Raw genomic sequence first — 25,291 nt, forward strand, 5'->3', positions numbered from 1 at the left:
CACTTGACAATCCTACTCAACAAACGTATAGTAATTTTATATTTACATATGAATATAACCGTTGAAAGAGAAGAGTAAATGAGACACACATGGAAAGAGAAGAAATGTCCTAGGCTGAAAACATTTCTACATGATGACTGATTGAATGACACTCTGGAGGTTTCAACTTGAACGGCATATATGCTTAGTAGAGAGGAACGCACATTTAAGCGTTATTAAAAAAGTGGAAGCATACGTGCTTCAATTAGGGTGGCACCACGGGTATAATACTCTCGTCCCTACTGTTCATACAGTAGAGGCGGGAGTTTTTTTATTTTTATTAAGATTAAAACAATTTGAGGAGGAACTGAATATGTCTATTCAAATCCCACGCGGAACGCAAGATATTCTTCCAGGCACTGTTGAGTTATGGCAGTATATCGAAGGGCAAGCACGCGAAATTTGCCGTCGTTACAATTATAAAGAAATTCGCACACCAATTTTTGAACACACTGAGCTATTTTTACGCGGTGTTGGTGATACGACAGATATCGTACAAAAAGAAATGTACTCATTCCAAGATCGTGGAGAGCGTAGTTTAACACTACGTCCAGAAGGTACTGCACCTGTTGTACGTTCTTACGTTGAAAACAAAATGTTCGGTGACGCAACACAGCCAACAAAATTATACTATATCGGTCAAATGTTCCGTTACGAAAGACCACAAGCAGGTCGCTATCGTCAATTCGTACAATTCGGTATTGAAGCAATCGGAAGTAACGACCCTGCAATTGATGCAGAAGTAATTGCACTTGCTGTAGAGTTTTACCGCGGCATGGGCTTAAAAAATATTAAAGTTGTATTAAACAGCTTAGGTGATGCAGCGAGCCGTCAAGCGCACCGCGATGCATTAATCGCTCATTTTGAGCCACGCATCGGCGAGTTCTGCTCTGATTGCCAATCTCGATTAGAAAAGAACCCACTTCGTATTTTAGACTGTAAGAAGGACCGTAACCATGAATTAATGGGAACAGCACCATCTATTACAGAATACTTAAATGAAGATTCAGCAGTATACTACGACAAAGTACAAGAACTATTAACGATGATGGATGTTCCATTTGAAAAGGATCCGAACTTAGTACGTGGTTTAGACTACTATCAACACACTGTATTTGAAATTATGAGTGAGGCAGAAGGTTTCGGTGCTATCACTACATTAAGTGGTGGTGGCCGTTATAACGGACTTGTACAAGAAATCGGTGGACCGGAAATGCCAGGTATCGGTTTTGCGATGAGTATTGAACGTCTAATTATGGCACTAAAAGCTGAAAACATTGAGTTACCAATTGAACATAGTATTGATTGTTACGTTGTAGCTCTTGGTGAAAAAGCGAAAGACCATGCTGCGAAAGTTGCGTTCGATCTTCGTAAAGTTGGATTATCAGTTGAAAAAGATTATTTAGATCGCAAAATGAAAGCACAATTTAAATCAGCAGATCGTTTAAATGCGAAATTTGTAGCTGTATTAGGGGAAGATGAGCTAGATAAAGGCATCATTAACTTAAAAGATATGGCAACAGGTGGACAAGAAGAAGTAGCATTAGATGTATTTGCTTCATATGTAGCAGAGAAATTAATATAGGGGGAACTTACAGTGGCTGAAAGAACACATGCATGTGGAAAAGTAACAGTAGAAGCAGTTGGACAAACAGTTCAATTAAAAGGTTGGGTGCAAAAACGCCGTGACCTAGGTGGATTAATCTTTATCGACTTACGTGACCGTACAGGTATCGTACAAGTTGTATTTAACCCAGAAACATCAAAAGAAGCACTAGAAGTAGCAGAAACAATCCGTAGCGAATACGTATTGCACGTAGAAGGTACAGTTGTTGAGCGTGGTGAAGGTGCAATTAATGACAATATGGCAACAGGTCGTATTGAAGTACAAGCAACGAAAGTAAACGTATTGAACGCAGCGAAAACAACGCCAATCATTATTGCTGATGATACAGATGCATCAGAAGATGTGCGTTTAAAATATCGTTACTTAGACTTACGTCGTCCGGTAATGTTCAACACATTCAAAATGCGTCATGACGTAACAAAAACAATTCGTAACTTCCTAGATACAGAAGAGTTCTTAGAAGTTGAAACACCAATTTTAACGAAGAGCACGCCAGAAGGAGCTCGTGACTATTTAGTACCAAGTCGTGTGCATGATGGTGAATTCTATGCATTACCACAGTCTCCGCAGCTATTTAAACAGCTTCTTATGGTCGGCGGATTTGAGCGTTACTATCAAGTAGCACGTTGTTTCCGTGACGAAGATTTACGTGCGGATCGTCAACCAGAATTCACGCAAATCGATATCGAGGCATCATTCTTAACGCAAGATGAAATTTTAGAAATGATGGAGCGCATGATGACGAAAGTTATGAAAGATGCGAAAGGTGTAGAAGTTAGTGCGCCATTCCCTCGTATGAAATATGCTGATGCGATGGCTCGCTACGGTTCTGATAAGCCAGATACACGCTTTGAAATGGAATTAACAGACCTATCTGAATTTGCAGCAGGTTGTGGTTTCAAAGTATTTACAAGTGCTGTAGAAAGCGGCGGACAAGTAAAAGCAATTAATGCAAAAGGTGCTGCGAGCAAATACTCTCGTAAAGATATCGATGCATTAACTGAATTCGTAAAAGTATACGGTGCAAAAGGTCTAGCTTGGCTTAAAGTGGAAGAAGACGGCTTAAAAGGACCGATTGCAAAATTCTTCGGTGAAGAAGATGCAAACGTGTTAATGACTACATTAGAAGCTACTGCTGGCGACTTATTACTATTCGTAGCAGATAAGAAGAGCGTTGTTGCAGATAGCTTAGGTGCACTTCGTTTACGTCTAGGTAAAGAGCTTGAGTTAATCGATGAAAGTAAATTTAACTTCCTATGGGTAACGGATTGGCCACTTCTTGAGTACGATGAAGATGCAGATCGTTACTTCGCAGCTCACCACCCATTCACAATGCCATTCCGTGAAGACGTTGAGTTATTAGAAACAGCACCAGAAAAAGCACGTGCACAAGCATATGACCTTGTATTAAACGGTTATGAGCTTGGTGGCGGATCACTTCGTATTTACGAGCGTGACGTACAAGAAAAAATGTTCAAAGCACTTGGATTCTCACAAGAAGAAGCACAAGAGCAATTCGGATTCTTATTAGAAGCATTCGAATACGGTACACCACCACACGGCGGAATCGCATTAGGTTTAGACCGTCTTGTTATGTTACTTGCAGGTCGTACGAATCTTCGTGATACAATTGCATTCCCGAAAACAGCAAGCGCAAGCTGCCTATTAACAGAAGCTCCAAGCCCAGTTGCAGAAGCACAGCTTGAAGAGCTAAACTTAAAATTAAGCTTAAAAGAAAAGAAGTAAGAGAAGTGAAAATAGGGTCTAGATGGGTATACTAATACCATCTAGACTTTTTTTGAGAGGTTGTTTAAAAAGTTCGGTTCAGATAACTGTCGCATCTCATCGTTACGTATGCTAGTCCGGTGCTCGAGTAGTGCTCCTACACTGCGCTCCTCCTGGCTTTAGCACCTCGATCTGCTCGGTTCTCTGAATCCTAAACCGTGTATTTAGGAAGAAGTAAAAGTCCGATTTACACTATGTTTTCATTTTCGAAATATGTATTTTTAGGAATTCTATAACTTTTTCTATACAAATAGTCGGAAAAACGCTAGAATACATGGTAGACCATTTTTGTAATAGGAGTGTAGAGCTGAATGTTACATCAATTTTCACGTAATGAATTAGCCTTCGGTAAAGAAGGGCTTGAAATATTAAAAAATAGTACAGTCGGTATTTTAGGGATTGGCGGCGTAGGGTCGTTTTCGGCAGAAGCGTTAGCACGTTCTGGCGTGGGGCGTCTTGTATTAGTTGATAAAGACGTTGTAGATATTACAAACGTAAACCGTCAAATTCACGCGTTAGTATCTACTGTAGGACGTTCAAAAGTAGAATTAATGAAAGAGCGTATTGCAGACATTAATCCAGAGTGTGAAGTAATTGGACTAGAAATGTTTTATACAGATGAAACATATGAAGAGTTCTTTAAACACGGCTTGGATTTCGTAGTGGATGCATCTGATACGATTACGTTCAAAATTCATTTAATTAAACAATGTTTACGTCGTAAAATTAAAATTATCTCATGTATGGGTGCAGCGAATAAAATGGACCCAACTCGTTTCCGTATTGCGGACATCTCTAAAACACATACAGATCCAATTGCGAAAGTAATTCGTACGAAGCTTCGTAAAGAGGGTATTAAAAAAGGTGTAAAAGTTGTCTTCTCTGACGAAAACCCAATCGTAATTCGTGAAGAGGTACGTAAAGAAATCGTACCAGACGAAAATGCAAAAATTCGTAAAGCGAAATTACCACCTTCTTCAAATGCGTTCGTACCATCTGTGGCCGGCTTAATTATGGCAAGTCACGTTGTACGTGAGCGTATTAAAAACGTAGAAGTGAAGCGTGTAGGGCAAGAATAAAAAAGAAAGCATATATCCGCCTGGGGTATATGCTTTTTGTGTGTTTTAAAGAAATATTGTTAATGTCAATTTTTATTGGTAAATCGATATTCCTTGTCGAATCGTTGATATATTTCGAGTTGTGATAGATATATTTGAAAAATCGTTAATATAATTTCATTTAACGATGTGCTGTTTGCGGAAGAAGTAAATAGGGATGTCACTAAGTTGAAAAAGTGACATCCCTGTTTTTTAATTCTCTGCAGAATATATAATATCTAAATTTCCATTTTGATCGGTTTTGAAAATCGGGGCAATATGCTCTTCTTGCTCTTCAACTGAAACAAGCTTTCGAGCACGGTCCATAATTCTAACGAGCATTGCGTAATCTTCTTCGATTGCTTGCTGTTTTTTTGTGAGTACCGCTAATTTTGCTTCAAGTTCATTATTCGTTTTTTGCAGGGAAGTGAGCTGAGTTTGTAATACGTCATTTTCAGTTTGTAATTTCGCAAGTGAAGGGTTATTGTGCTCCAAATTTTGCAAAAATGAGATGACATTTTGCATTGTAAGATGCTGTTTACTTGGCGTAATATCTTCTGAAAACTCGGCATCAATTACGAGTTGCTTCGTTTTCGTGAACTGATCTTTTTCTATTTTAGCTTCAGAACGTTTTAATTCTTTACGTTGTTTTTTTGCAATCTGCACCGCATCTTCGTAATTCGCTCTTACTTCAGCATTCCATCTAAAGCCACAAGCAGCGGAAGTACGATTCAAAGCATCGCCAACTTCATCGAATGCTTTTATTTGTGTACTTCCGCTGCGAATATGTCGTAAAACAGTTTCTGCTAAAAGGAGATCGTCTTCTCTTGTCCATGCATCTTGACGTGTTTTCATAAGCGAAGCCTCCGTAATGGTGACGTTTTCGTTTATGTTACCCTTTATTTTTTATTTTATTCGAACTTTGTAATCTTTCATAAACAGTAGAAAGTGCTTGTTCAAATTTCCCAGTCGTTTTTGGTTTATAATATTGCTTGTTTTTTATTTTATCAGGTAAGTATTGTTGTTGTACCCAGCCGTTTGGCTGATCGTGTGGATACAAGTATCCGATACCTCTACCTAATGATTCTGCGCCTTTGTAATGACTATCTTTTAAATGACTTGGAATGTCACCTGTTTGACCGTTACGCAAATCGTGTAATGCGGCATCAAGCGCTTTATAAGCTGAATTTGATTTTGGTGATAAGCAAAGCTCGATAACGGCATTTGCAAGTGGTATACGTGCTTCTGGGAATCCCACTCGTTCAGCTGACTCGATCGCTGCTAGTGTACGTGGCCCAGCTTGCGGGCTAGCAAGTCCGATATCTTCATATGCCATAATAAGAAGGCGTCTACCGATGCTTTGTAAATCACCAGCTTCGATAAGGCGTGCTAAATAATGAAGCGCTGCATTTACATCACTTCCGCGCACTGATTTTTGAAATGCTGATAGTACATCATAATGTGCATCCCCGCCTTTGTCGTGAACGAAGCTCTTTTTTTGTAAGCACTCTTCAGCGATTTCTAGCGTAATTTCCGCAGCTTTGTCATCCGTTGTAAAGCTAGATAATACAGCAAGTTCAAGTGCGTTATAAGCAGAACGCATATCTCCGCCTGATGCGTTTGCAAAGTGGTGCAGTGCTTCGTCTGTTACCGTCACAGTGTATTCTCCAAGGCCTTTTTCTTTATCCTCTAGAGCACGTTTTAATCCAATTAAAATATCATCTTCAGTTAGGGCATGTAATTCGAAAATTTGACACCTGCTCCGAATAGCAGAGTTTATCGCATGAAATGGATTACTCGTCGTTGCACCAATTAAAGTAAGGAGTCCACTTTCTAAATGAGGTAATAGAAAGTCTTGCTTCGCTTTATCTAGCCTGTGCACCTCATCTAAAATTAAAACGAGATGGCGATGCATCTTTGCTTCTTGTACGACAACTTCCATATCTTTTTTATTATGCGTAACAGCGTTTAATAGGCGAAACGGGGTTCCAGTACTTCCTGCAATTGCGCTAGCAATCGATGTTTTTCCTGTGCCTGGAGGGCCGTATAAAATCATAGATTGAAAATGATTCGCTTGGACCATTCGCCACAAAATCTTTCCTTCACCAACTAAATGTTGTTGTCCGATAATTTCTTGAATATTCGTAGGGCGCATTCGATGTGCGAGTGGTTGTTTCATCTTGACCTTCTCCCTTAATGTATAATCTCACTCTATCGTATCATTTTTTGTAATGGAATTTGAAATAAGATGCTGTTTTGTGGGAAAAATGAATATAAGTTTTTTCATTTTTCTTTCAATTGTAATAATTCCCGAGTTTTTCAATGTGATTTTATGTTATCATTTTGTTACACAAGTTGAAATTTCTTATAATACTATATTATGCTATAATTTCATAGGATTTTAAATTGTGTTCTTTTACGAATAAATATATAACCAATAGAAGTGAAAATTTGAAAAGAGGTGCAAAATAGATGAAGATTTCAACAAAAGGCCGTTATGGCTTAACAATTATGATCGACCTTGCAAAAAAGTTTGGTGAAGGTCCAATTTCATTAAAATCAATTGCACAGGCACATGACTTATCTGAGCATTACTTAGAGCAATTAATTTCACCACTTCGTAACGCTCGTCTTGTAAAGAGTACGCGTGGTGCATATGGCGGATATGTATTATCTGATCAGCCAGCCAACATTACAGCTGGAGATGTAATCCGTGTACTAGAGGGTCCGATTAGTGTTGTAGAAATGATAGAGGAAGAAGAACCAGCACAACGCCAATTGTGGATGCGTGTTCGTGATGCGGTGCAAGAAGTGTTAGATAGTACAACTTTAGAAGATTTAGTACGTTATGAGGAAGAAAATCACGGGGGTTATATGTTTTACATTTAATTCCTTGTGAAACGATTTGGAAAGAAGGAGATTTAATGGAACGCATTTACTTAGATCATGCTGCGACATCTCCGACTCACCCAGAAGTGGTCGAAAAGATGATTCCATATATGACAGAATCATTTGGAAACCCGTCTAGTATTCACTTTTATGGGCGTCAAACGCGCCATGCGGTAGATGAGGCGAGACGTGTGTGTGCACGTAGCATTCACGCGAGTCCAAATGAAATTATATTCACGAGCGGTGGTACAGAAGCTGATAATTTAGCACTTATCGGTGTAGCGCGTGCGAACCGTCATAAAGGAAACCACATTATTACAACGCAAATTGAACATCATGCAATTTTGCATACATGTGAATTACTAGAGCGCGAAGGGTTTGAAGTGACGTATTTACCTGTTGATGAAACAGGGCGTGTTCAAGTTTCTGACATACAAAAGGCATTAACGGATGAGACAATTCTTGTATCTGTTATGTTTGGGAATAATGAAGTAGGGACAATGCAACCAATTGCGGAAATAGGGAAGTTGCTAAAAGAGCATCAAGCTTATTTCCATACGGATGCGGTACAAGCTTACGGTTTAGTAGAAATTGATGTGAAAGAGTTTGGTATTGATTTATTATCGATTTCAGCTCATAAAATTAACGGGCCAAAAGGTGTAGGGTTCTTATACGCTGGTGCAAATGTAAAGTTTGAACCGTTATTAACGGGCGGAGAGCAAGAAAGAAAACGCCGCGCTGGTACGGAAAATGTACCTAGTATTGTGGGACTTCAACATGCAATTTTATTAGCCGAAAAAACTCGTGAGCAAAAAAATGCCCAATATGAAGAGTTTAAAGATATAATGGTATCTGTCTTCAAAAATGAAGGCATTACTTTCGAGGTAAACGGAAACTTAGAATATCGCTTACCACATGTGTTGAATATAAGTTTTACAGGAATGAACATTGAACCGTTTCTTGTAAACTTAGACTTAGCTGGCATTGCGGTATCAAGTGGTTCTGCTTGTACAGCTGGTTCGATTGATCCATCACATGTATTAGTGGCGATGTTCGGAAAAGACTCCGATCAAATACGTTCATCCGTACGCTTTAGTTTTGGACTTGGAAATACGAAAGAGCAAATTGAAAAAGCGGCGTACGAAACAGTGAAAATCGTGAAGCGATTAACACAAAATTAGCATGGGAGGTGACATGATGAACAAACTACCTCACGAAACACGCGTTGTCATCGGGATGTCCGGTGGCGTCGATTCATCTGTAGCAGCACTTTTATTAAAAGAGCAAGGTTATGATGTAATCGGAATTTTTATGAAAAACTGGGATGATACAGATGAGAATGGTGTCTGCACAGCAACAGAAGATTACAATGACGTAATTGAAGTGTGTAACCAAATCGGTATTCCGTATTATGCAGTAAACTTTGAAAAACAATACTGGGATAAAGTATTTACGTACTTCTTAGATGAATACCGAGCTGGTCGTACACCAAACCCAGATGTAATGTGTAACAAAGAAATTAAATTTAAAGCATTTTTAGAGCATGCAATTGCACTTGGTGCTGATTATGTAGCGACGGGCCATTATGCACGTGTTGCTTATATGGACGGCGAATATAAAATGCTTCGCGGCGTTGATGACAATAAAGATCAAACATACTTCTTAAATCAATTAAGCCAAGAGCAATTATCAAAAACAATGTTCCCGTTAGGTGAATTAAAGAAACCGCAAATTCGCGAAATGGCGACAGAAGCTGGTTTAGCGACAGCGGCGAAAAAAGATAGTACTGGTATTTGCTTCATTGGTGAGCGTAACTTTAAAGATTTCTTAAGTAACTATTTACCAGCTCAGCCAGGTGTAATGCAAACATTATCTGGTGAAGTGAAAGGAAAACATGACGGTTTAATGTATTATACAATTGGACAACGTCATGGCCTTGGTATTGGTGGTAACGGTGATCCATGGTTCGCTGTTGGGAAAAACTTAAAAGACAACATTTTATATGTTGATCAAGGATTCCATAACGAACTTTTATACGGTGATGAAGTTATTGCTACGAATGTAGGATGGGTAAGTAACAAAGCAAAAGAAACCGAATTTAAATGCACAGCGAAATTCCGTTATCGTCAAGCAGACAATAAAGTAACGGTTCAAATCGTTGATGAAAATACTGTTCGCATTCTTTGCGACGAGCCGATTCGTGCGATTACACCAGGACAAGCAGTTGTTTTCTATGATGGAGATGAGTGCTTAGGCGGTGCTACAATTGATGAAGTATATCGTAGTGGTAAGAAATTAGATTATTTAGGATAAATGAGAAGCCTCTGCCGATTAGCGGTTAGAGGTTTCTTTTACATAAGGCGAATTTTCGTTCGCTTGGAAAATACATTCTTTGTTATAATTTGTTGTAGAGGTGAAGGAAATGTCAAACAAACTTGAAACAGGTATTCAATATATGCAAGAAGGAAACTGGGAAGAAGCAGCTAAAAATTTTACGGAAGCAATCGAAGAAAACCCGAAAGATGCGCTTGGATACATTAATTTTGCAAATTTATTAGATGTACTAGGTGATAGTGAAAGAGCGATTTTATTTTATAAACGTGCATTAGAGTTAGATGATAAATCAGCCGCTGCTTATTATGGTCTAGGAAATGTATATTACGGTCAAGAGCAATTTGCAGAGGCGAAAGCTGTATTTGAACAAGCGATGCAAGCTGGATTACAATCAGCTGATGTAACGTTTATGCTAGGCATCACACATGTGCAGCTTGGAAATGACCGTCTTGCACTGCCGTTTTTACAAAGAGCGACGGAATTAGATGAAAACGATGTAGAAGCTGTATTCCAGTGCGGACTTTGCTTCGCGCGATTAGAACATATTCAAGAAGCGAAACCTTATTTTGAAAAGGTATTAGAAATGGATGAAGAGCATGCAGACGCGTATTATAATTTAGGTGTTGCTTACGTATTTGAAGAAAATAATGAGAAAGCTCTTGCCTTATTTAAGAAAGCAACTGATATTCAGCCAGATCACTTTTTAGCTGGTAATGGTATTCGTTTATTAGAGCAAGAAGCTGAATAAGATGAACATATAGGTTAATGGGTAGTTATCCCTCATCTAAAGAGGTGGGGGATGTACTGCTCATTAAAGTGAAAAGAATCGGAAAGGAGAGGCAAGATGGGAAATCAACATGCAATGGATTTGTTTGAGGAAGAGAAAAAATTTATAAAAGCGCAAGTTCTTCATACCATTTTCCACAACGAAGAAAACCTCTATTCCGTTGTCAGTATGAAAGTCATTGAAACGAATGAAACGTACGAAGAAAAAAAAGTAATGATAAACGGTCATTTTCCCCGCATGCATGAAGATGAAGTGTTTACATTAACAGGTCACTTTAAAGACCACCCAAAGTATGGGAAACAGTATTTAGTTGAAACATTTAAAAAAGAATTGCCGCAAACAAAAGCAGGTATGGTGCAATATTTAGCGAGTGATTTATTTAAAGGGATAGGAAAGCGTACAGCTGAAAAAATTGTGGACCATCTCGGGGAACATGCTATTTCTAAAATTATGGATGATCCTGAGGCGTTAAATGGTGTTGTTAACAAACAAAAAGCGCAAGAAATATATGAGACGATTGTTGAGCATCAAGGATTAGAGAAAGTAATGAGCTTTTTAAATGGTTACGGTTTTGGAACGAAACTTTCCATTAAGATTTACCAGCAATATAAAGAAATGACATTAGAAGTGATTCGTAATAATCCGTATCAACTTATTGAAGAAGTGGACGGGATTGGTTTTGGACGAGCGGACGATATAGGACGTGCGCTAGGGATATCGGGTAATCACGATGACCGTGTGCGTGCAGGATGTTTCTATACGTTAGAGAATGTTTCATTACAACTCGGCCACGTTTATATGGGAAAAGATCAACTTGTAAGAGAAACGATGTCACTTTTAAACAATCAAGAAGGAAGAGTGACGGAAGAAGACATTATAGGTTGCATTGAGATGATGCAAAGTGAAGGGAAAGTCATCATAGAAGAAGAACGAGTGTATTTAGCATCGTTGTTCTACTCTGAAAAAGGTGTTGTAAAGTCTATTCGCAGGCTCATGAATCAAGAGGAAACACCTTCATTTCCTGAAGCAGAAGTGTTAAAGACATTAGGTGAAATTGAAGAGCAACTGAATGTACAGTATGCCCCGTTTCAGCAAGAAGCAATTCAAACGGCACTTCATAAGCCAATGATGTTATTAACAGGTGGACCAGGAACAGGAAAAACAACTGTTATTAAAGGAATTGTAGAAATGTATGCGTCACTTCACGGGCTATCGTTAAATCCGAATGAATACAGTGATGATAATCCATTTCCGATATTATTAACGGCTCCAACAGGAAGAGCTGCGAAGCGAATGAGCGAGTCAACGGGACTGCCGGCTTGCACAATTCATCGTTTGCTTGGCTGGACGCCAGAAGGGTCTTTCCAGCGTAATGAAACCGATCCGGTTCAAGGGAAGTTACTCATTATTGATGAGTTTTCGATGGTTGATATTTGGCTTGCAAATCAGTTATTTAAATCATTACCGACGAATATTCAAGTTATCGTTGTAGGCGATGAAGATCAGTTGCCATCTGTAGGCCCTGGACAAGTGTTAAAAGATTTATTAAATGCAGGTGCAGTTCCGACAGTAAAGCTTACAGAAATTTATCGTCAAGCGGAAGGTTCATCAGTTATTCAACTTGCCCATGCGATAAAAGATGGTACGCTCCCGCCAGATTTAGCACAAAATAAAAAAGATCGTTCATTTATTAGCTGTACAGGGGCTCAAATTGTTGAGGTTGTGAAAAAAGTTTGTGAAAATGCTAAGACAAAAGGCTTTAGCGCAAGAGATGTACAAGTATTAGCGCCGATGTACCGCGGGCCTGCTGGTATTAATGTATTGAATGAAGCATTGCAACAAGTATTTAATCCGAAAAGGGAAAAGAGTAAAGAAATTGCTTACGGTGATGTTGTATACCGAAGAGGCGATAAAGTACTGCAACTCGTCAATCAGCCAGAGAGCCAAGTGTTTAATGGGGATATCGGAGAAATTGTTTCAGTGTTTTATGCGAAAGAAAATGTCGAGCAACAAGATATGATTATCATTTCATTTGATGGAATTGAAGTTACGTATACAAAACCGGATTTAAATCAAATTACACATGCATATTGCTGTTCGATTCATAAATCACAAGGTAGTGAATTTCCGATTGTTATTATGCCAATTGTAAAAAGTTACAACCGTATGTTACGTCGTAATTTAATTTACACTGGCATTACAAGAAGTAAGAAGTTCCTTATTATTTGCGGGGAGGAATCAGCTTTCCAGTCCGGTGTAAATCGTCTTGATGATGCAATGCGTCAAACGACTTTAGCTGGTCGCTTGCAAGAATCGCAAGGAGAAGTGCAGATGGTAACGGTTAATGGTGAAGAAATGGACGTGGAAAACATTTCACCGTATGATTTCATGTAACAAGGTGAAATTATATAGTGAAACTTTCAAACGTATAACGTTGAAAGGCTCCAGCAATGTATAAATGAATGCAGTTTGGACATAATGGCGAATAGAATCTGGGAGACTGTAAGGAGATGAAAGCCATATGCTCAGTTGTCCAAATTGCAAAGGGAAAGACATTGGGAAAATAGGTGTCAACCAATTTTATTGCTGGAATTGTTATATCGAATTATCGGTTTCAAAGGGGAAAATCCATACGCATCAAGTAGAGGAAGATGGTTCATTAAGCTCTCTTGATGATTTATTTGATGAGAACGAAAGAACGATCGGATAACGAAAAGGGGGATTTACTTTGAATCTACGCAATTCATTAATCGCATTAAGTGTTGGAGCTGCAGCATATCAATATGCTCGCAAGCAAGATGTATTTTCAAAACGCAATATGAAAAAAGCACGTAAGATGATTAAATCTTATTTATAATTGTACGAAATAAAAACTCCCTTATCAGTAAGGGAGTTTTTTTACGTTCCCATATGCAAATAAAAAAGTCCGATTTCAGAGAAAAGATAAGATAGGCCGTAACAGCCAACGCCAAGTACTCCATAATGCCATAATTGCTTCGCTCTTTCTTTTCGCGGGGAACGAATAAAGAATCCTTTCCAAATACCAAACCCGATACAAACCCATTCAAGAATCATAAAAAGTGCGGATAATACGAGCATAAATAAGACCATTATTAGCCCTCCTGATTATATTTTGACGTTTTGTATTTTCAGGGTGGTTGTCCTTATTATGTTAAATATATGTACGTCTTTTAAAAACAGTATGGTCTGTCTGAAAAGATTTTAAAAGTTTTACACATAACCTACCCTGTTTATTTTCAAAATAAAGGTGGAGGAGGTTTTTCGTGTGAAGAATCTTAAAATCATTTGGATATATCGTTTAGGGTTATTGTTACTCATTTTTCTTTGTTTGCTTGTCTTTTTAAAAATTAAGCCGTTATGGGCGCCGATTATTTTTGTATTTAAAGTGGCGATCACGCCGTTTCTGATTGCATGCTTTATTGCTTATTTATTGCATCCTTTAATTGAAAAAATTCATAAAGAGGGAATGCCTCGTACGCTTGCTATTTTGCTTATTTACATTCTTTTCTTTGGCGGAATTGGTTATGGGATTTATAAAGGAACGCCAATTGTTATTAAGCAGTTACAAGAAATTAATGAACAGTTTCCGCAGTTTACAAAAATGTACGACTCTTGGATGGATGGGGTTACAGAACAAACAGCGAATTTCCCGTCGTTTATTCATGAAAAGGTGAAACAAATTTTTGGCGGTGTAGAAGCGAAAATTCAAGCGCTTTTAAATAAAGTGATGAGTACAGCTCGTGGTGTACTGGATTCATTGCTCATTATTTTCTTAATACCGTTCATTGTATTTTACATATTAAAAGATTACGGTGAGTTTTATCATATCTTTTGGAAACTAGTCCCGAGTAAATGGCGTAGTACGGGTCAAATGCTTGCGAAAGAAATTGATAAATCACTTGGCAGCTATATTCGAGGACAGTTATTTGTTTGCTTAGTATTAGGAGGCGTATCTGCCCTTTCTTTTTGGTTTATCGGTATGAAATATCCATTACTGCTTGGTATTATTATTGGGGTAACGGATATAATCCCGTACTTCGGTCCTATTTTAGGAGCGATTCCAACATTGATGATTGCAGCAACGGTATCAACGAGTTTACTCATTAAAGCTGGAATTACGATTGCTATTTTGCAATTCGTTGAAAGTAATATCTTATCTCCTTATATCGTAGGTAAGTCGCTTCGAATGCATCCTGTTATCATTATGCTTGCATTACTAGTTGGAGGAGAGATAGCTGGGATTGTAGGGTTGTTAATATCGGTTCCAATTTTAGCAGTTATCCGTACAGTAATTGTTCATGTAAGACCTCTTTGGAAAAGAGAAGATGTTTAATATGAAAGCCCTCTATTAATAAAAGTAGAGGGCTTATAATATGCTTATTTAGAGAGTTGCTCATTTATTTTTTGAACAAGAGAGTCCACATCATTTGTTTGAATATGTTTTATTCTTTTCCATTCCCTATCATACATAAATACAATTTGATTACTGAAAAGACGCTTCTGCTCTTTTAGATTAGAAATTTTTTCGAAAGAGTACTCTTCAAATATTGGGTTCTGACTTATATCTGGTCCGTAAAAGAAGAGCCTTTTGTTCGTTAAAATTAACAGACCTGGTCTTGCGACGGAACGATATATAAATATCTCTAATGAACATGCTGCGTAAAACAATATGGTTTCGTCAGTTGTTAATATATTTTTAGCTTTGTTCAATAAGGTTGTCATAATAATCGCTCCTTTGTTATTCATAATTTCATTGTAACAAAAATCAAATATTCAGAAAAGTTAGTGTGTATATTTTTATGAAGATAGTACGATTTATTAATGAGTTGCATAATATATGAAAAGGCTGTTAAGAATGAATGGTAGAATAACTATGATTAATAAGCAATTAGTACAATATAAATGATTATCTACATTGACAAACTTAAGAGAATTCTATTATATTTAGTCATATAATACATTAAATCAATGACGGAACAAGTACGTTACAGTCCATTTATAGAGAGAAGCTTCCACTGGCTGAAAGAAGCTTTAAATGAAGGGTAACAGAAAGCTAATCCTGAGAGCAGCTAATCACTGCCGTTTTGCCACGTTACGGCACCATGAGGTGATGAATTGATTGTTATTATAATCAATTCATAATTAGGGTGGTATCGCGAGTTAACTCTCGTCCCTTTTATAGGGGCGGGAGTTTTTTATATTTAAGGAGGAAAATACAATGAAACAACTAACAGGCGCACAAATTCGTCAAATGTTCTTAGACTTTTTCCAAGAAAAAGGACATGCAGTAGAACCTAGTGCATCACTAGTGCCACATGAAGATCCATCTCTTCTATGGATTAATAGTGGTGTAGCGACATTAAAAAAATATTTTGATGGGCGTGTAATCCCGCAAAACCCACGTATTACAAATGCTCAAAAATCAATTCGTACAAACGATATTGAAAACGTAGGGAAAACAGCTCGTCACCATACATTCTTTGAAATGTTAGGAAACTTCTCAATCGGTGATTACTTCAAAGAAGAAGCAATTACTTGGGCTTGGGAATTCTTAACGAGCGACAAATGGATCGGATTCGATAAGGAATTACTATCCGTTACAATCCACCCTGAAGATGAGGAAGCATTCGCAATTTGGAATGAGAAAATGGGTGTTCCGAAAGAGCGTATTATCCGCTTAGAAGAAAACTTCTGGGATATCGGTGAAGGACCAAGTGGACCGAATACAGAGATTTTCTATGACCGCGGAGAAGCTTATGGTAATGACTTTAGTGACCCAGAATTATATCCAGGTGGAGAAAATGAGCGTTACTTAGAAGTATGGAACCTTGTATTCTCTCAATTTAACCATAATCCAGACGGTTCATATACGCCACTTCCTAAGAAAAACATCGATACAGGGATGGGTCTAGAGCGTATGACATCTATCGTTCAAGATGTGCCTACGAACTTTGATACAGACCTATTCATGCCGATGATTGGTGCAACAGAATCAATTTCTGGTGAGAAGTATCGTAATGGCGACTTAGAAAAAGATATGGCGTTTAAAGTAATTGCTGACCACATCCGTACAGTAACATTTGCTGTTGGTGACGGTGCTCTTCCATCTAACGAAGGCCGTGGTTATGTATTACGTCGTTTATTACGCCGCGCTGTTCGTTATTCGAAGAAATTAAACATCAACCGTCCATTCATGTTTGAATTAGTACCGGTTGTTGGCGAAGTAATGAAAGACTTCTATCCAGAAGTACTTGAAAAGCAAGATTTCATCGCGAAAGTTGTGAAAAACGAAGAAGAGCGTTTCCATGAAACACTTCATGATGGTGAAGCAATTTTAGCTGAAGTAATTGCAAAAGCGAAAGAAGGAAAAACAACTGTTGTTTCTGGCGTAGATGCGTTCCGTTTATATGACACATACGGTTTCCCAATTGAATTAACAGAAGAATATGCAGAAGAAGCTAATATGACAGTTGACCATAAAGGTTTTGAAGCTGAAATGGAAAAACAACGTGAGCGTGCACGTGCTGCTCGTCAAGATGTTGATTCTATGCAAGTTCAAGGCGGTGTACTTGGTGAAGTGAAAGTAGCGAGCGAATTCGTTGGTTACGGTACAGTTGCAACGGAAAGTAAAGTTGTTGCACTTGTAAAAAATGGTGAGTACACAGATAGCTTACAAGCTGGTGAAGAAGGACAATTAATGCTTGATGTAACACCATTCTACGCTGAGAGCGGTGGACAAATTGCAGACCGTGGTTACCTTCTTGCTGACGGCGTGGAAGTGCTTGTAAAAGACGTACAAAAAGCACCAAATGGTCAAAACTTACACAAAGTAGTTGTGGAAGAAGGTACATTAACGAAAGATGCAGTTGTAAAAGCTGTTATCGATACGAAAAACCGTAGTAGCGTTGTGAAAAACCATACAGCAACTCACTTATTACACCAAGCATTAAAAGACGTACTTGGAATGCATGTTAACCAAGCTGGTTCTCTTGTAACTTCTGAACGTTTACGCTTTGACTTCTCTCACTTCGGTCAAGTGCAAGCTGACGAATTAGAAAAAATTGAGCGTATCGTAAACGAGAAAATTTGGGAAAGTATTGATGTTGAGATTTCTCAAAAAGCAATCGAAGAAGCGAAAGAAATGGGTGCAATGGCATTATTCGGTGAAAAATACGGAGATGTTGTACGCGTTGTACAAGTTGGCGATTACAGCTTAGAGCTTTGCGGTGGTTGTCACGTTGATAACACAGCTTCTATCGGTATTTTCAAAATCGTTGCTGAGTCTGGTATCGGTGCAGGAACGCGTCGTATTGAGGCTGTAACTGGTAAGTCTGCATACGAATTAATGAACGATCAAGTAGGTTTATTAAAAGAAGCAGCAGGTAAAATGAAAACAAACCCGAAAGATATTTTAACAAGAGTTGACGGTTTATTTGCTGAAGTAAAACAACTTCAAAAAGAAAATGAATCTCTTGCTGCGAAATTAAGTAATATCGAAGCTGGAAACTTAACGGATTCAGTAATGACAGTTGATGGCGTGAACGTATTAGCTGCGAAAGTAAATGTTGCAGATATGAACAACTTACGTACAATGATGGATGACCTGAAAAACAAATTAGAGTCAGCGGTTGTTGTATTAGCATCTGTAAATGATGATAAAGTGAATATTTTAGCAGGCGTAACGAAAGACTTAATTAGTCAAGGTTACCATGCTGGGAAACTTGTGAAAGAAGTAGCTTCTCGTTGCGGCGGTGGCGGTGGCGGCCGTCCTGATATGGCACAAGCAGGCGGTAAAAACCCAGCTCAAGTCGAAGAAGCTTTAGCATTTGTACAAGAGTACGTTAAATCTGTTTCAAAATAAAGAGATAGTAGTGTACAATGGTAGGGAGAGGAGAAGTTCTTCTCCCTATACTTACTATATAAGTGAGGTGCTTGAAATGGACGGTTTTGATAAAACAATGAAGTTTAGCATTCAAGATGAAAAACAGAGTGTCCATGTAAACGATGTACTTTTAACTGTGTATGATGCACTTCAAGAAAAAGGTTATAATCCGATTAACCAAATCGTCGGTTATTTATTAAGTGGAGACCCAGCATACATACCTCGCCATAAAGATGCTCGAAGCATTATTCGTAAGCTTGAACGTGATGAGTTAATTGAAGAGCTTGTGAAGTCTTACTTGAAACATCATCGTGAGGAGTAGTATATGCGGATATTAGGTTTAGATGTAGGTACAAAAACAGTCGGAGTTGCAATGAGCGATGAAATGGGCTGGACAGCACAAGGGCTGGAAACAATTAAGATTAACGAAGAAAGAGGTCATTTTGGTTTTGACCGTATTTCTGAGTTAGTAAAACAGTATGATGTGGACAAAATAGTAGTAGGTTTACCTAAAAATATGAATGGTACAATTGGCCCGCGTGGTGAAGCGTGCCAGCAATTTGCAGAAAACCTACGAGAGCTGTTACAATTAGAAGTTGTAATGTGGGACGAGCGTTTGTCGACGATGGCAGCGGAACGTCTGCTCATATCAGCTGATGTAAGTCGTAAGAAGAGAAAGCAAGTCATTGATAAGATGGCTGCAGTCGTAATCTTACAAGGATTTTTAGATAGTAAATAAGAGGTGACCAAAATGGAAGAAAATCAAATTACAATTGTAGACGAAAAAGGTAACGAACATTTATGTGAGATTGTTTTCACTTTTGATGCTGAAAAATTTGGCAAAAAATCATATGTAGTCTTCTCTCCAATCGGTGAAGTAGACGAAGATGGAGACCAAATTTATGATGCAATGGCTTATGAGCAAAATGAAGAAGAGGGCGGAACTTTACTTCCAATCGAATCTGAAGAAGAGTGGGAAATGGTACAAGAAATGTTCAACACTCTAGCTGATGAGCAAGAAGCTGAATAATAAGTACTGAAAAGATGGACGATATACAGTCCATCTTTTTTTGTATTTATATGTAAAATGAAAGGTTTTTTGTCGAAACTGTGTAAGTCTTTGTAGTATAATGAGACGGATTGTAGAAAAATAAAGTGTCTATTAAAAAAGATAAGTGAATTTGTTGCGTTTTTACATCGTGCTGTATAGAAAGGTGTACATACGGTCTACAATTAAGTAAGGAGGAAATATTTTGATAGAGAATCAAGTGAAAAAGAAGCGTAGACGCATCTTTTTATTTTCGATTATTGCACTGCTTTTAGTTTGTGGTTCAGTCTATGCGTATATTTCATCCGCATTAGGACCAGTTGATAGCGGGAATAAAAAAGAGATTGAAGTAGAAATTCCGAAAGGATCATCTACAAGTAAAATTGGAGAAATTTTAGAAGAAAAAGGCGCTGTGAAAAACGGTACAGTTTTTAGTTTTTATACAAAGGCTAAATCGAAAAGTTTACAAGCAGGTACATATTTATTAAATCCTTCGATGAATGCGGAAGATGTTATCGAACAAATGTCATCTGGCAACGTGCATCGTCCGGCTCTTTATAAAGTGACGATTAAAGAAGGGGCGCAAGTAACTGAAATTGCAGAAACGATTGCGGCAGAACTAAAGTGGAATAAAGATGATGTTACGCGTCAATTAAACGATAAAGCATTTATTCAAAAAATGCAGCAAAAGTATCCGAAGTTATTAACGGACAAAATCTTTGATAGCAATATTAAATACCCGTTAGAAGGTTATTTATACCCTGCAACGTATTCGTTCTATAAGAAGGATACTACGTTAGAAGAAATCGTAATTCCAATGCTTGAGAAAACGAATGCAATCATTGTTCAAAACGAGGCGAAAATGAAAGCGAAGAACTGGGATGTTCACCAGCTTTTAACATTGTCTTCACTTATTGAAGAAGAGGCAACGGGCTTTACAGATCGTCAAAAGATCTCAAGTGTCTTTTATAATCGTTTAGCGAAAGGTATGCCGCTGCAAACTGATCCAACGGTATTATACGCACTTGGAAAGCATAAACAACGTGTATTATACGAGGATTTAAAAGTAAACTCTCCGTACAATACGTACGTTGTGAAAGGGTTGCCGGTTGGACCGATTGCAAACTCTGGTAAACAATCAATAGAAGCAGCGTTAGAACCTGCACAAACAGATTATTATTATTTCTTAGCAGCACCAAGTGGTGAAGTGTATTATGCGAAAACGTTAGAAGAGCATAATGCATTAAAGCAAAAATATATTACGAAAAAACAGTGAAATGGGGAGGGATAGCGAAAAAGGTCGCACATCCCTCTTTTTTGTGGTAAAATATATCGGGTTAAAAACTGGCAGAAGAATCGTTTTTAATATCAAAACGGGACGTACAAGCTAAGGGTAAAGCTGGCTTGTATTTTTATTGCATTCTATGTGTGAAAAGACGTCATAGAGGCACTTCTCCATGTAAATAAGGAGGACCATTTATGGAGGATGCAGTTAACGAGTACCTATTATCATTTATTGATCCAAAAGATAAATTAATTCTTGAAATGGAAGAATATGCAACAGAAAATCATGTGCCGATTATGGATCGACTTGGAATGGAATTTATGCTGCAATTTTTACGTTTAATTGGACCGAAAAGCATTTTAGAACTTGGCACAGCAATCGGTTATTCTAGTATTCGTATGATGGAAGCTATTCCGAATTCGCGTATTGTGACAGTAGAGCGCAATCGTGAACGATATGAAAAGGCACTTGAATATATAGAACGTTCCCCTGTAACAGATCGCATCGCTGTTATTTACGGTGATGCACTAGAGACGGGCGAACAAGTAAAAGAACACGGAACATTTGACGTTATTTTTATTGATGCAGCAAAAGGACAATATCGTCGCTTTTTTGACTTATATGAACCGTTATTAAATCCTGGTGGCGTAATTATTTCAGATAATGTTATGTACCATGGTCTTGTAACGACAAAAGAGAAAATTGAAAACAGACGTACACGTGGTTTAATCCGTCGTATTAAGACGTACAACGAATGGCTTATGAACCATGAAGGATACGATACAACGATTTTCCCAATTGGTGATGGAGTAGCTGTTAGTAAAAAGAGAGGGTGACTAAGGTATGAAGAAACCTGAATTGTTAGTAACGCCAAGAGCGGTGGCGGATATCGAGCCTCTTGCGAAAGCAGGAGCAGATGCGGTAATGATCGGTGAGCAAAAGTTTGGTTTACGTTTAGCGGGGGAATTTTCACGTGAAGATGTAAAACAAGCTGTTAAAATTGCACATGAAAATGGTGTGAAAGTATACGTAGCAATGAACGCTATGTTCCACAATGATAAGGTGGAAGAATTGACAGACTACGTTGCATTTTTAAACGAAGTAAATGTAGATGCAATTGTCTTCGGAGATCCAGCGGTATTAATGGCTGTTCGCGAAGTAGCGCCAAATATGCAGTTGCACTGGAACACAGAAACAACAGCAACAAACTGGTTTACTTGTAACTACTGGGGACAAAGAGGAGCAAAACGTGCTGTATTAGCTCGTGAGCTTAGCTTAGATGAAATTGTTGATTTAAAAGAAAATGCTGAAGTGGAACTTGAAGTGCAAATTCACGGTATGACTTGCATGTTCCAATCGAAGCGTTCATTAGTGGGAAACTATTTTGAGTATCAAGGGCGTAATCTCGACATTGAAAAGAAAAAGTATGAAGAGAATATGTTCCTACATGATCCAGAGCGTAATAATAAATACCCAATTTATGAAGATGAAAATGGAACTCACATTATGAGTCCGAACGATATTTGTTTCATTGATGAGTTAGAAGAACTAATCGATGGTGCAGTCGATAGCTTAAAAATCGATGGTGTACTAAAAAGCTCTGAATACATTATTGAAGTAACGAAAAAATATCGTCAAGCAATTGATTTATGTGTAGAAGACCGTGATGCGTATTATGACGTGAAAGACGATTTATATAAAGAGATAGAAGAAATGCAACCGGTAAATCGTCCGTTAGATACAGGATTCTTCTTTAAAGAGACGGTTTACTAAACGAGGAGGGTGTAGGAAATGACTGTACAAGAAATTTCACGAGTGATCGATGGCAAACGCGTTATTGTGAAGAAACCTGAACTGTTAATCCCTGCGGGTAACTTAGAAAAATTAAAAGTAGCTATCCATTATGGGGCAGATGCTGTATATTTAGGTGGACAAGAGTTTGGTCTTCGTTCTAATGCAGGTAACTTTACGCTGGAAGACATGGCAGAAGGCGTTGAATTTGCAAAGAAATATGGAGCAAAAATATACGTAACAACAAATATCTTTGCACATAATGAAAATATGGACGGGCTAGAGGAATATTTAAAAGGGATTGAAAAAGCTGGCGTAACGGGAATTATCGTTGCTGACCCGCTTATCATTGAGACGTGTAAACGTGTAGCACCTTCTGTCGAGGTGCATTTAAGTACACAACAATCACTATCCAACTGGAAAGCAGCACAGTATTGGAAAGAAGAAGGTTTACATCGTCTTGTATTAGCTCGTGAAGCAAGCTATGAAGAGATGAAAGAAATTAAAGAAAAAGTGGATATTGAAATTGAAGCATTCGTCCATGGTGCAATGTGTATTGCCTATTCAGGAAGATGTACATTAAGTAACCATATGACAGCGCGTGACTCTAACCGTGGTGGTTGTTGTCAATCTTGTCGCTGGGACTATGATTTAGTTCAAACGGTATCACAACATAAAGATGCAAAAGAGCTTCCTCTATTCCAAGAAGAAGACGCTCATTTTGCGATGAGTCCAAAAGACTTAAATTTAATTTTATCAATCCCGAAAATGATTGAAATTGGAATTGATAGCTTAAAGGTTGAAGGACGTATGAAATCTATCCATTACGTAGCGACTGTAGCAACTGTGTATCGTAAAGTAATTGATGCGTATTGTGCGGATCCAGATAACTTTGAGTTTAAACAAGAATGGCTAGACGAGCTTGATAAATGTGCAAATCGTGATACAGCTCCTGCATTCTTTGAAGGGGTTCCAGGACATCAAGAGCAAATGTTTGGAAATCATAGTAAGAAAACAACGTATGATTTTGCTGGTTTAGTGTTAGATTATAATGAAGAAACGGGCATCGTAACGCTTGAGCAACGTAATCACTTCAAACCAGGACATGAAGTGGAGTTCTTTGGACCAGAAATAGAAAACTTTACGCAGACGGTGGAGAAAATTTGGGATGAGGATGGAAACGAATTAGATGCAGCGAGACATCCGTTGCAAATCGTGAAATTCAAAGTGGATCAACCAGTGTATGTGAATAATATGATGCGCAAAAGCATACTTCAATAAGAAAGAGTGATAGTCGAATGGGGACGAATAAGCCTGTTGTAATTGGAATCGCTGGTGGTTCAGGATCAGGTAAAACGAGTGTAACGAAAGCGATTTTTGACCATTTCAAAGGTCATTCCATTTTAATCTTGGAGCAAGATTATTATTACAAAGATCAAAGCCATTTACCAATGGAAGAACGTTTAAAAACAAATTATGATCATCCGCTTGCGTTTGATAATGATCTGTTAATTGAACATTTGCAGCAGTTGCTTGCATATGAGCAAGTGGAAAAGCCTGTATATGACTATACATTGCATACGCGTTCAGAAAAAATTATTCCAGTTGAGCCGAAAGATGTAATCATTTTAGAAGGAATTCTTATTTTAGAAGATCCACGTCTTTGTGAGTTAATGGATATTAAGTTGTTCGTTGATACAGATGCAGACCTTCGTATTTTACGCCGCATGCAGCGTGATATTGAAGAGCGCGGTCGTACGATGGATTCAGTTATCGATCAATACGTAAACGTTGTACGTCCAATGCATAATCAATTTATTGAGCCTTCTAAGAAATTCGCGGATATTATTATCCCTGAAGGTGGACAAAACCACGTTGCAATTGATATTATGGTGACAAAAATTGCAACAATTCTTGAACAAAAAGTAAATTTGTAATAGCATAGTAAAAGATATACGATAGGAAGGGATTTTTTCCCTTCCTATCGAATACAATGAAACATGCAACCTCATCTATATATAGGTGAGGGCATATTTATATCAACTTTCCATACATATCTTCTTCATATAAAGAAGAATTGGAAATACGGGGTTGTATGTGACAACTCCGCTAGTGCAAGGGTACTAGAAACCTCCGCTACCAATGGAAGCGGAGGAGTTTTCATATGGAACTCCTCTTTTTTCGGGGGATTGGTATATAAAAGGAGTGGAAAATATGTCAACAGAAAAAACATACCCTATGACGCAAGAGGGTAAGCAAAAACTAGAGAACGAACTTGAGGATTTAAAAACGGTAAAACGTAAAGAGGTTGTAGAGCGCATTAAGATTGCACGTAGCTTCGGTGATCTTTCTGAGAACTCTGAGTACGATGCGGCGAAAGATGAGCAAGCGTTCGTAGAAGGACGTATTACACAATTAGAAAACATGATTCGTAACGCAGTTATCATCACAGATAACGGCGAAGAATCTACTGTTGTTACATTAGGTAAAACAGTAACATTTAAAGAGTTACCAGGTGGAGATGAAGAATCATACACAATCGTAGGTAGCGCAGAAGCAGACCCATTTGAAGGTAGAATTTCTAATGATTCTCCAATTGCAAGAAGCTTATTAGGTAAGCAAATTGGTGAGAAAGTAACAATCCAAACACCAGGCGGAGAAATGCAAGTAGAGATTATCTCTGTAAAATAAAAAAATCACTCGTGT

The 25,291-nt window shown here is 38.1% G+C and carries 25 protein-coding genes and 2 other annotated features; of the genes, 21 read left to right on the top strand and 4 right to left on the bottom strand.

The window, feature by feature from the left end:
* Nucleotides 1-52 precede the first annotated feature (52 nt).
* Nucleotides 53-283 (top strand) — a binding site (T-box leader).
* Nucleotides 284-352: 69 nt separating this feature from the next.
* The 3 genes from hisS to COI75_RS10415 all read left to right on the top strand — a co-directional run bounded on the left by hisS (nt 353) and on the right by COI75_RS10415 (nt 4,530).
* A complete protein-coding gene (hisS, locus tag COI75_RS10405; protein WP_000027083.1) occupies nt 353-1,624 on the top strand; it encodes a histidine--tRNA ligase in 1,272 nt (423 codons plus the stop codon).
* A gap of 12 nt (nt 1,625-1,636) precedes the next feature.
* Nucleotides 1,637-3,412, top strand: coding sequence for an aspartate--tRNA ligase (aspS, locus tag COI75_RS10410; protein WP_000840906.1), 1,776 nt, complete (start codon nt 1,637-1,639; stop codon nt 3,410-3,412).
* A 350-nt stretch (nt 3,413-3,762) separates the two neighbouring features.
* A complete protein-coding gene (locus COI75_RS10415; RefSeq protein ID WP_000903182.1) occupies nt 3,763-4,530 on the top strand; it encodes a tRNA threonylcarbamoyladenosine dehydratase in 768 nt (255 codons plus the stop codon).
* A 231-nt stretch (nt 4,531-4,761) separates the two neighbouring features.
* Here COI75_RS10415 and COI75_RS10420 read toward each other — a convergent pair whose 3' ends face one another.
* Both COI75_RS10420 and COI75_RS10425 read right to left on the bottom strand, forming a co-directional pair.
* Nucleotides 4,762-5,403: an RsfA family transcriptional regulator gene (locus COI75_RS10420; protein ID WP_000857723.1), complete on the bottom strand. Its 642-nt coding sequence runs from the start codon at nt 5,401-5,403 to the stop codon at nt 4,762-4,764.
* Nucleotides 5,404-5,440: 37 nt separating this feature from the next.
* Nucleotides 5,441-6,727, bottom strand: coding sequence for a replication-associated recombination protein A (locus tag COI75_RS10425; protein WP_000812927.1), 1,287 nt, complete (start codon nt 6,725-6,727; stop codon nt 5,441-5,443).
* A 293-nt stretch (nt 6,728-7,020) separates the two neighbouring features.
* Here COI75_RS10425 and cymR point away from each other — a divergent pair, with 293 nt between their 5' ends.
* The 7 genes from cymR (at nt 7,021) to COI75_RS10460 (ending at nt 13,415) form a co-directional block, all read left to right on the top strand.
* Complete coding sequence (gene cymR, locus COI75_RS10430) at nt 7,021-7,437, top strand: cysteine metabolism transcriptional regulator CymR (protein WP_000704116.1); 417 nt, start codon at nt 7,021-7,023, stop codon at nt 7,435-7,437.
* A 35-nt stretch (nt 7,438-7,472) separates the two neighbouring features.
* Complete coding sequence (locus COI75_RS10435) at nt 7,473-8,618, top strand: cysteine desulfurase family protein (protein ID WP_000439898.1); 1,146 nt, start codon at nt 7,473-7,475, stop codon at nt 8,616-8,618.
* 16 nt (nt 8,619-8,634) lie between these two features.
* Entirely contained in the window at nt 8,635-9,750 is a 1,116-nt protein-coding gene (gene mnmA / locus COI75_RS10440; protein ID WP_001038015.1) for a tRNA 2-thiouridine(34) synthase MnmA, read from the top strand.
* 109 nt (nt 9,751-9,859) lie between these two features.
* Nucleotides 9,860-10,519, top strand: coding sequence for a tetratricopeptide repeat protein (locus tag COI75_RS10445; protein ID WP_000066394.1), 660 nt, complete (start codon nt 9,860-9,862; stop codon nt 10,517-10,519).
* A gap of 96 nt (nt 10,520-10,615) precedes the next feature.
* Nucleotides 10,616-12,952 (top strand): SF1B family DNA helicase RecD2, encoded by a 2,337-nt coding sequence (gene recD2, locus COI75_RS10450; protein WP_000528094.1) that lies wholly within the window; start codon nt 10,616-10,618, stop codon nt 12,950-12,952.
* A 127-nt stretch (nt 12,953-13,079) separates the two neighbouring features.
* Nucleotides 13,080-13,268 carry a hypothetical protein gene (locus COI75_RS10455; RefSeq protein WP_000947445.1) on the top strand — a complete coding sequence of 63 codons (189 nt, stop codon included), beginning with the start codon at nt 13,080-13,082 and terminating at the stop codon, nt 13,266-13,268.
* A gap of 18 nt (nt 13,269-13,286) precedes the next feature.
* Nucleotides 13,287-13,415, top strand: coding sequence for a YrzQ family protein (locus tag COI75_RS10460; RefSeq protein WP_001053555.1), 129 nt, complete (start codon nt 13,287-13,289; stop codon nt 13,413-13,415).
* Between the two features lie 41 nt (nt 13,416-13,456).
* On the opposite strand, the gene COI75_RS10465 is transcribed toward COI75_RS10460, so the two are convergent.
* On the bottom strand, nt 13,457-13,669 hold the full coding sequence (locus tag COI75_RS10465; protein ID WP_000242553.1) for a hypothetical protein: 213 nt from the start codon (nt 13,667-13,669) through the stop codon (nt 13,457-13,459).
* 175 nt (nt 13,670-13,844) lie between these two features.
* On the opposite strand from COI75_RS10465, the gene COI75_RS10470 reads away from it, so the two are divergent.
* Nucleotides 13,845-14,912 (top strand): AI-2E family transporter, encoded by a 1,068-nt coding sequence (locus tag COI75_RS10470; RefSeq protein ID WP_000793103.1) that lies wholly within the window; start codon nt 13,845-13,847, stop codon nt 14,910-14,912.
* Nucleotides 14,913-14,956: 44 nt separating this feature from the next.
* Here COI75_RS10470 and COI75_RS10475 read toward each other — a convergent pair whose 3' ends face one another.
* Complete coding sequence (locus COI75_RS10475; RefSeq protein WP_000209468.1) at nt 14,957-15,301, bottom strand: PH domain-containing protein; 345 nt, start codon at nt 15,299-15,301, stop codon at nt 14,957-14,959.
* Between the two features lie 237 nt (nt 15,302-15,538).
* Nucleotides 15,539-15,757: a binding site (T-box leader), on the top strand.
* A 40-nt stretch (nt 15,758-15,797) separates the two neighbouring features.
* On the opposite strand from COI75_RS10475, the gene alaS reads away from it, so the two are divergent.
* From alaS to greA, 10 genes are all read left to right on the top strand, one after another.
* Entirely contained in the window at nt 15,798-18,440 is a 2,643-nt protein-coding gene (gene alaS / locus COI75_RS10480; protein ID WP_000811799.1) for an alanine--tRNA ligase, read from the top strand.
* A 76-nt stretch (nt 18,441-18,516) separates the two neighbouring features.
* Complete coding sequence (locus tag COI75_RS10485) at nt 18,517-18,783, top strand: IreB family regulatory phosphoprotein (RefSeq protein WP_000348590.1); 267 nt, start codon at nt 18,517-18,519, stop codon at nt 18,781-18,783.
* A gap of 3 nt (nt 18,784-18,786) precedes the next feature.
* The gene (ruvX, locus tag COI75_RS10490) at nt 18,787-19,200 is read left to right on the top strand and encodes a Holliday junction resolvase RuvX (protein WP_001221200.1); all 414 of its coding nucleotides are present in this window, start codon (nt 18,787-18,789) and stop codon (nt 19,198-19,200) included.
* A 12-nt stretch (nt 19,201-19,212) separates the two neighbouring features.
* On the top strand, nt 19,213-19,491 hold the full coding sequence (locus tag COI75_RS10495; RefSeq protein ID WP_000392249.1) for a DUF1292 domain-containing protein: 279 nt from the start codon (nt 19,213-19,215) through the stop codon (nt 19,489-19,491).
* A gap of 223 nt (nt 19,492-19,714) precedes the next feature.
* Nucleotides 19,715-20,785, top strand: coding sequence for an endolytic transglycosylase MltG (gene mltG / locus COI75_RS10500; RefSeq protein WP_000572133.1), 1,071 nt, complete (start codon nt 19,715-19,717; stop codon nt 20,783-20,785).
* 203 nt (nt 20,786-20,988) lie between these two features.
* Nucleotides 20,989-21,630 carry an O-methyltransferase gene (locus tag COI75_RS10505; RefSeq protein WP_000389098.1) on the top strand — a complete coding sequence of 214 codons (642 nt, stop codon included), beginning with the start codon at nt 20,989-20,991 and terminating at the stop codon, nt 21,628-21,630.
* Nucleotides 21,631-21,637: 7 nt separating this feature from the next.
* Nucleotides 21,638-22,567 (top strand): peptidase U32 family protein, encoded by a 930-nt coding sequence (locus tag COI75_RS10510; RefSeq protein WP_000742799.1) that lies wholly within the window; start codon nt 21,638-21,640, stop codon nt 22,565-22,567.
* Between the two features lie 18 nt (nt 22,568-22,585).
* Nucleotides 22,586-23,866: a peptidase U32 family protein gene (locus COI75_RS10515; protein ID WP_000217965.1), complete on the top strand. Its 1,281-nt coding sequence runs from the start codon at nt 22,586-22,588 to the stop codon at nt 23,864-23,866.
* A gap of 17 nt (nt 23,867-23,883) precedes the next feature.
* Complete coding sequence (udk, locus tag COI75_RS10520) at nt 23,884-24,522, top strand: uridine kinase (protein ID WP_000537084.1); 639 nt, start codon at nt 23,884-23,886, stop codon at nt 24,520-24,522.
* Between the two features lie 277 nt (nt 24,523-24,799).
* Nucleotides 24,800-25,276 (top strand): transcription elongation factor GreA, encoded by a 477-nt coding sequence (greA, locus tag COI75_RS10525; RefSeq protein ID WP_000102589.1) that lies wholly within the window; start codon nt 24,800-24,802, stop codon nt 25,274-25,276.
* Nucleotides 25,277-25,291: the final 15 nt, after the last annotated feature.

The sequence above is a fragment of the Bacillus cereus genome, from assembly GCF_002564555.1.
Classification (GTDB): Bacteria; Bacillota; Bacilli; order Bacillales; family Bacillaceae_G; genus Bacillus_A; species Bacillus_A cereus_K.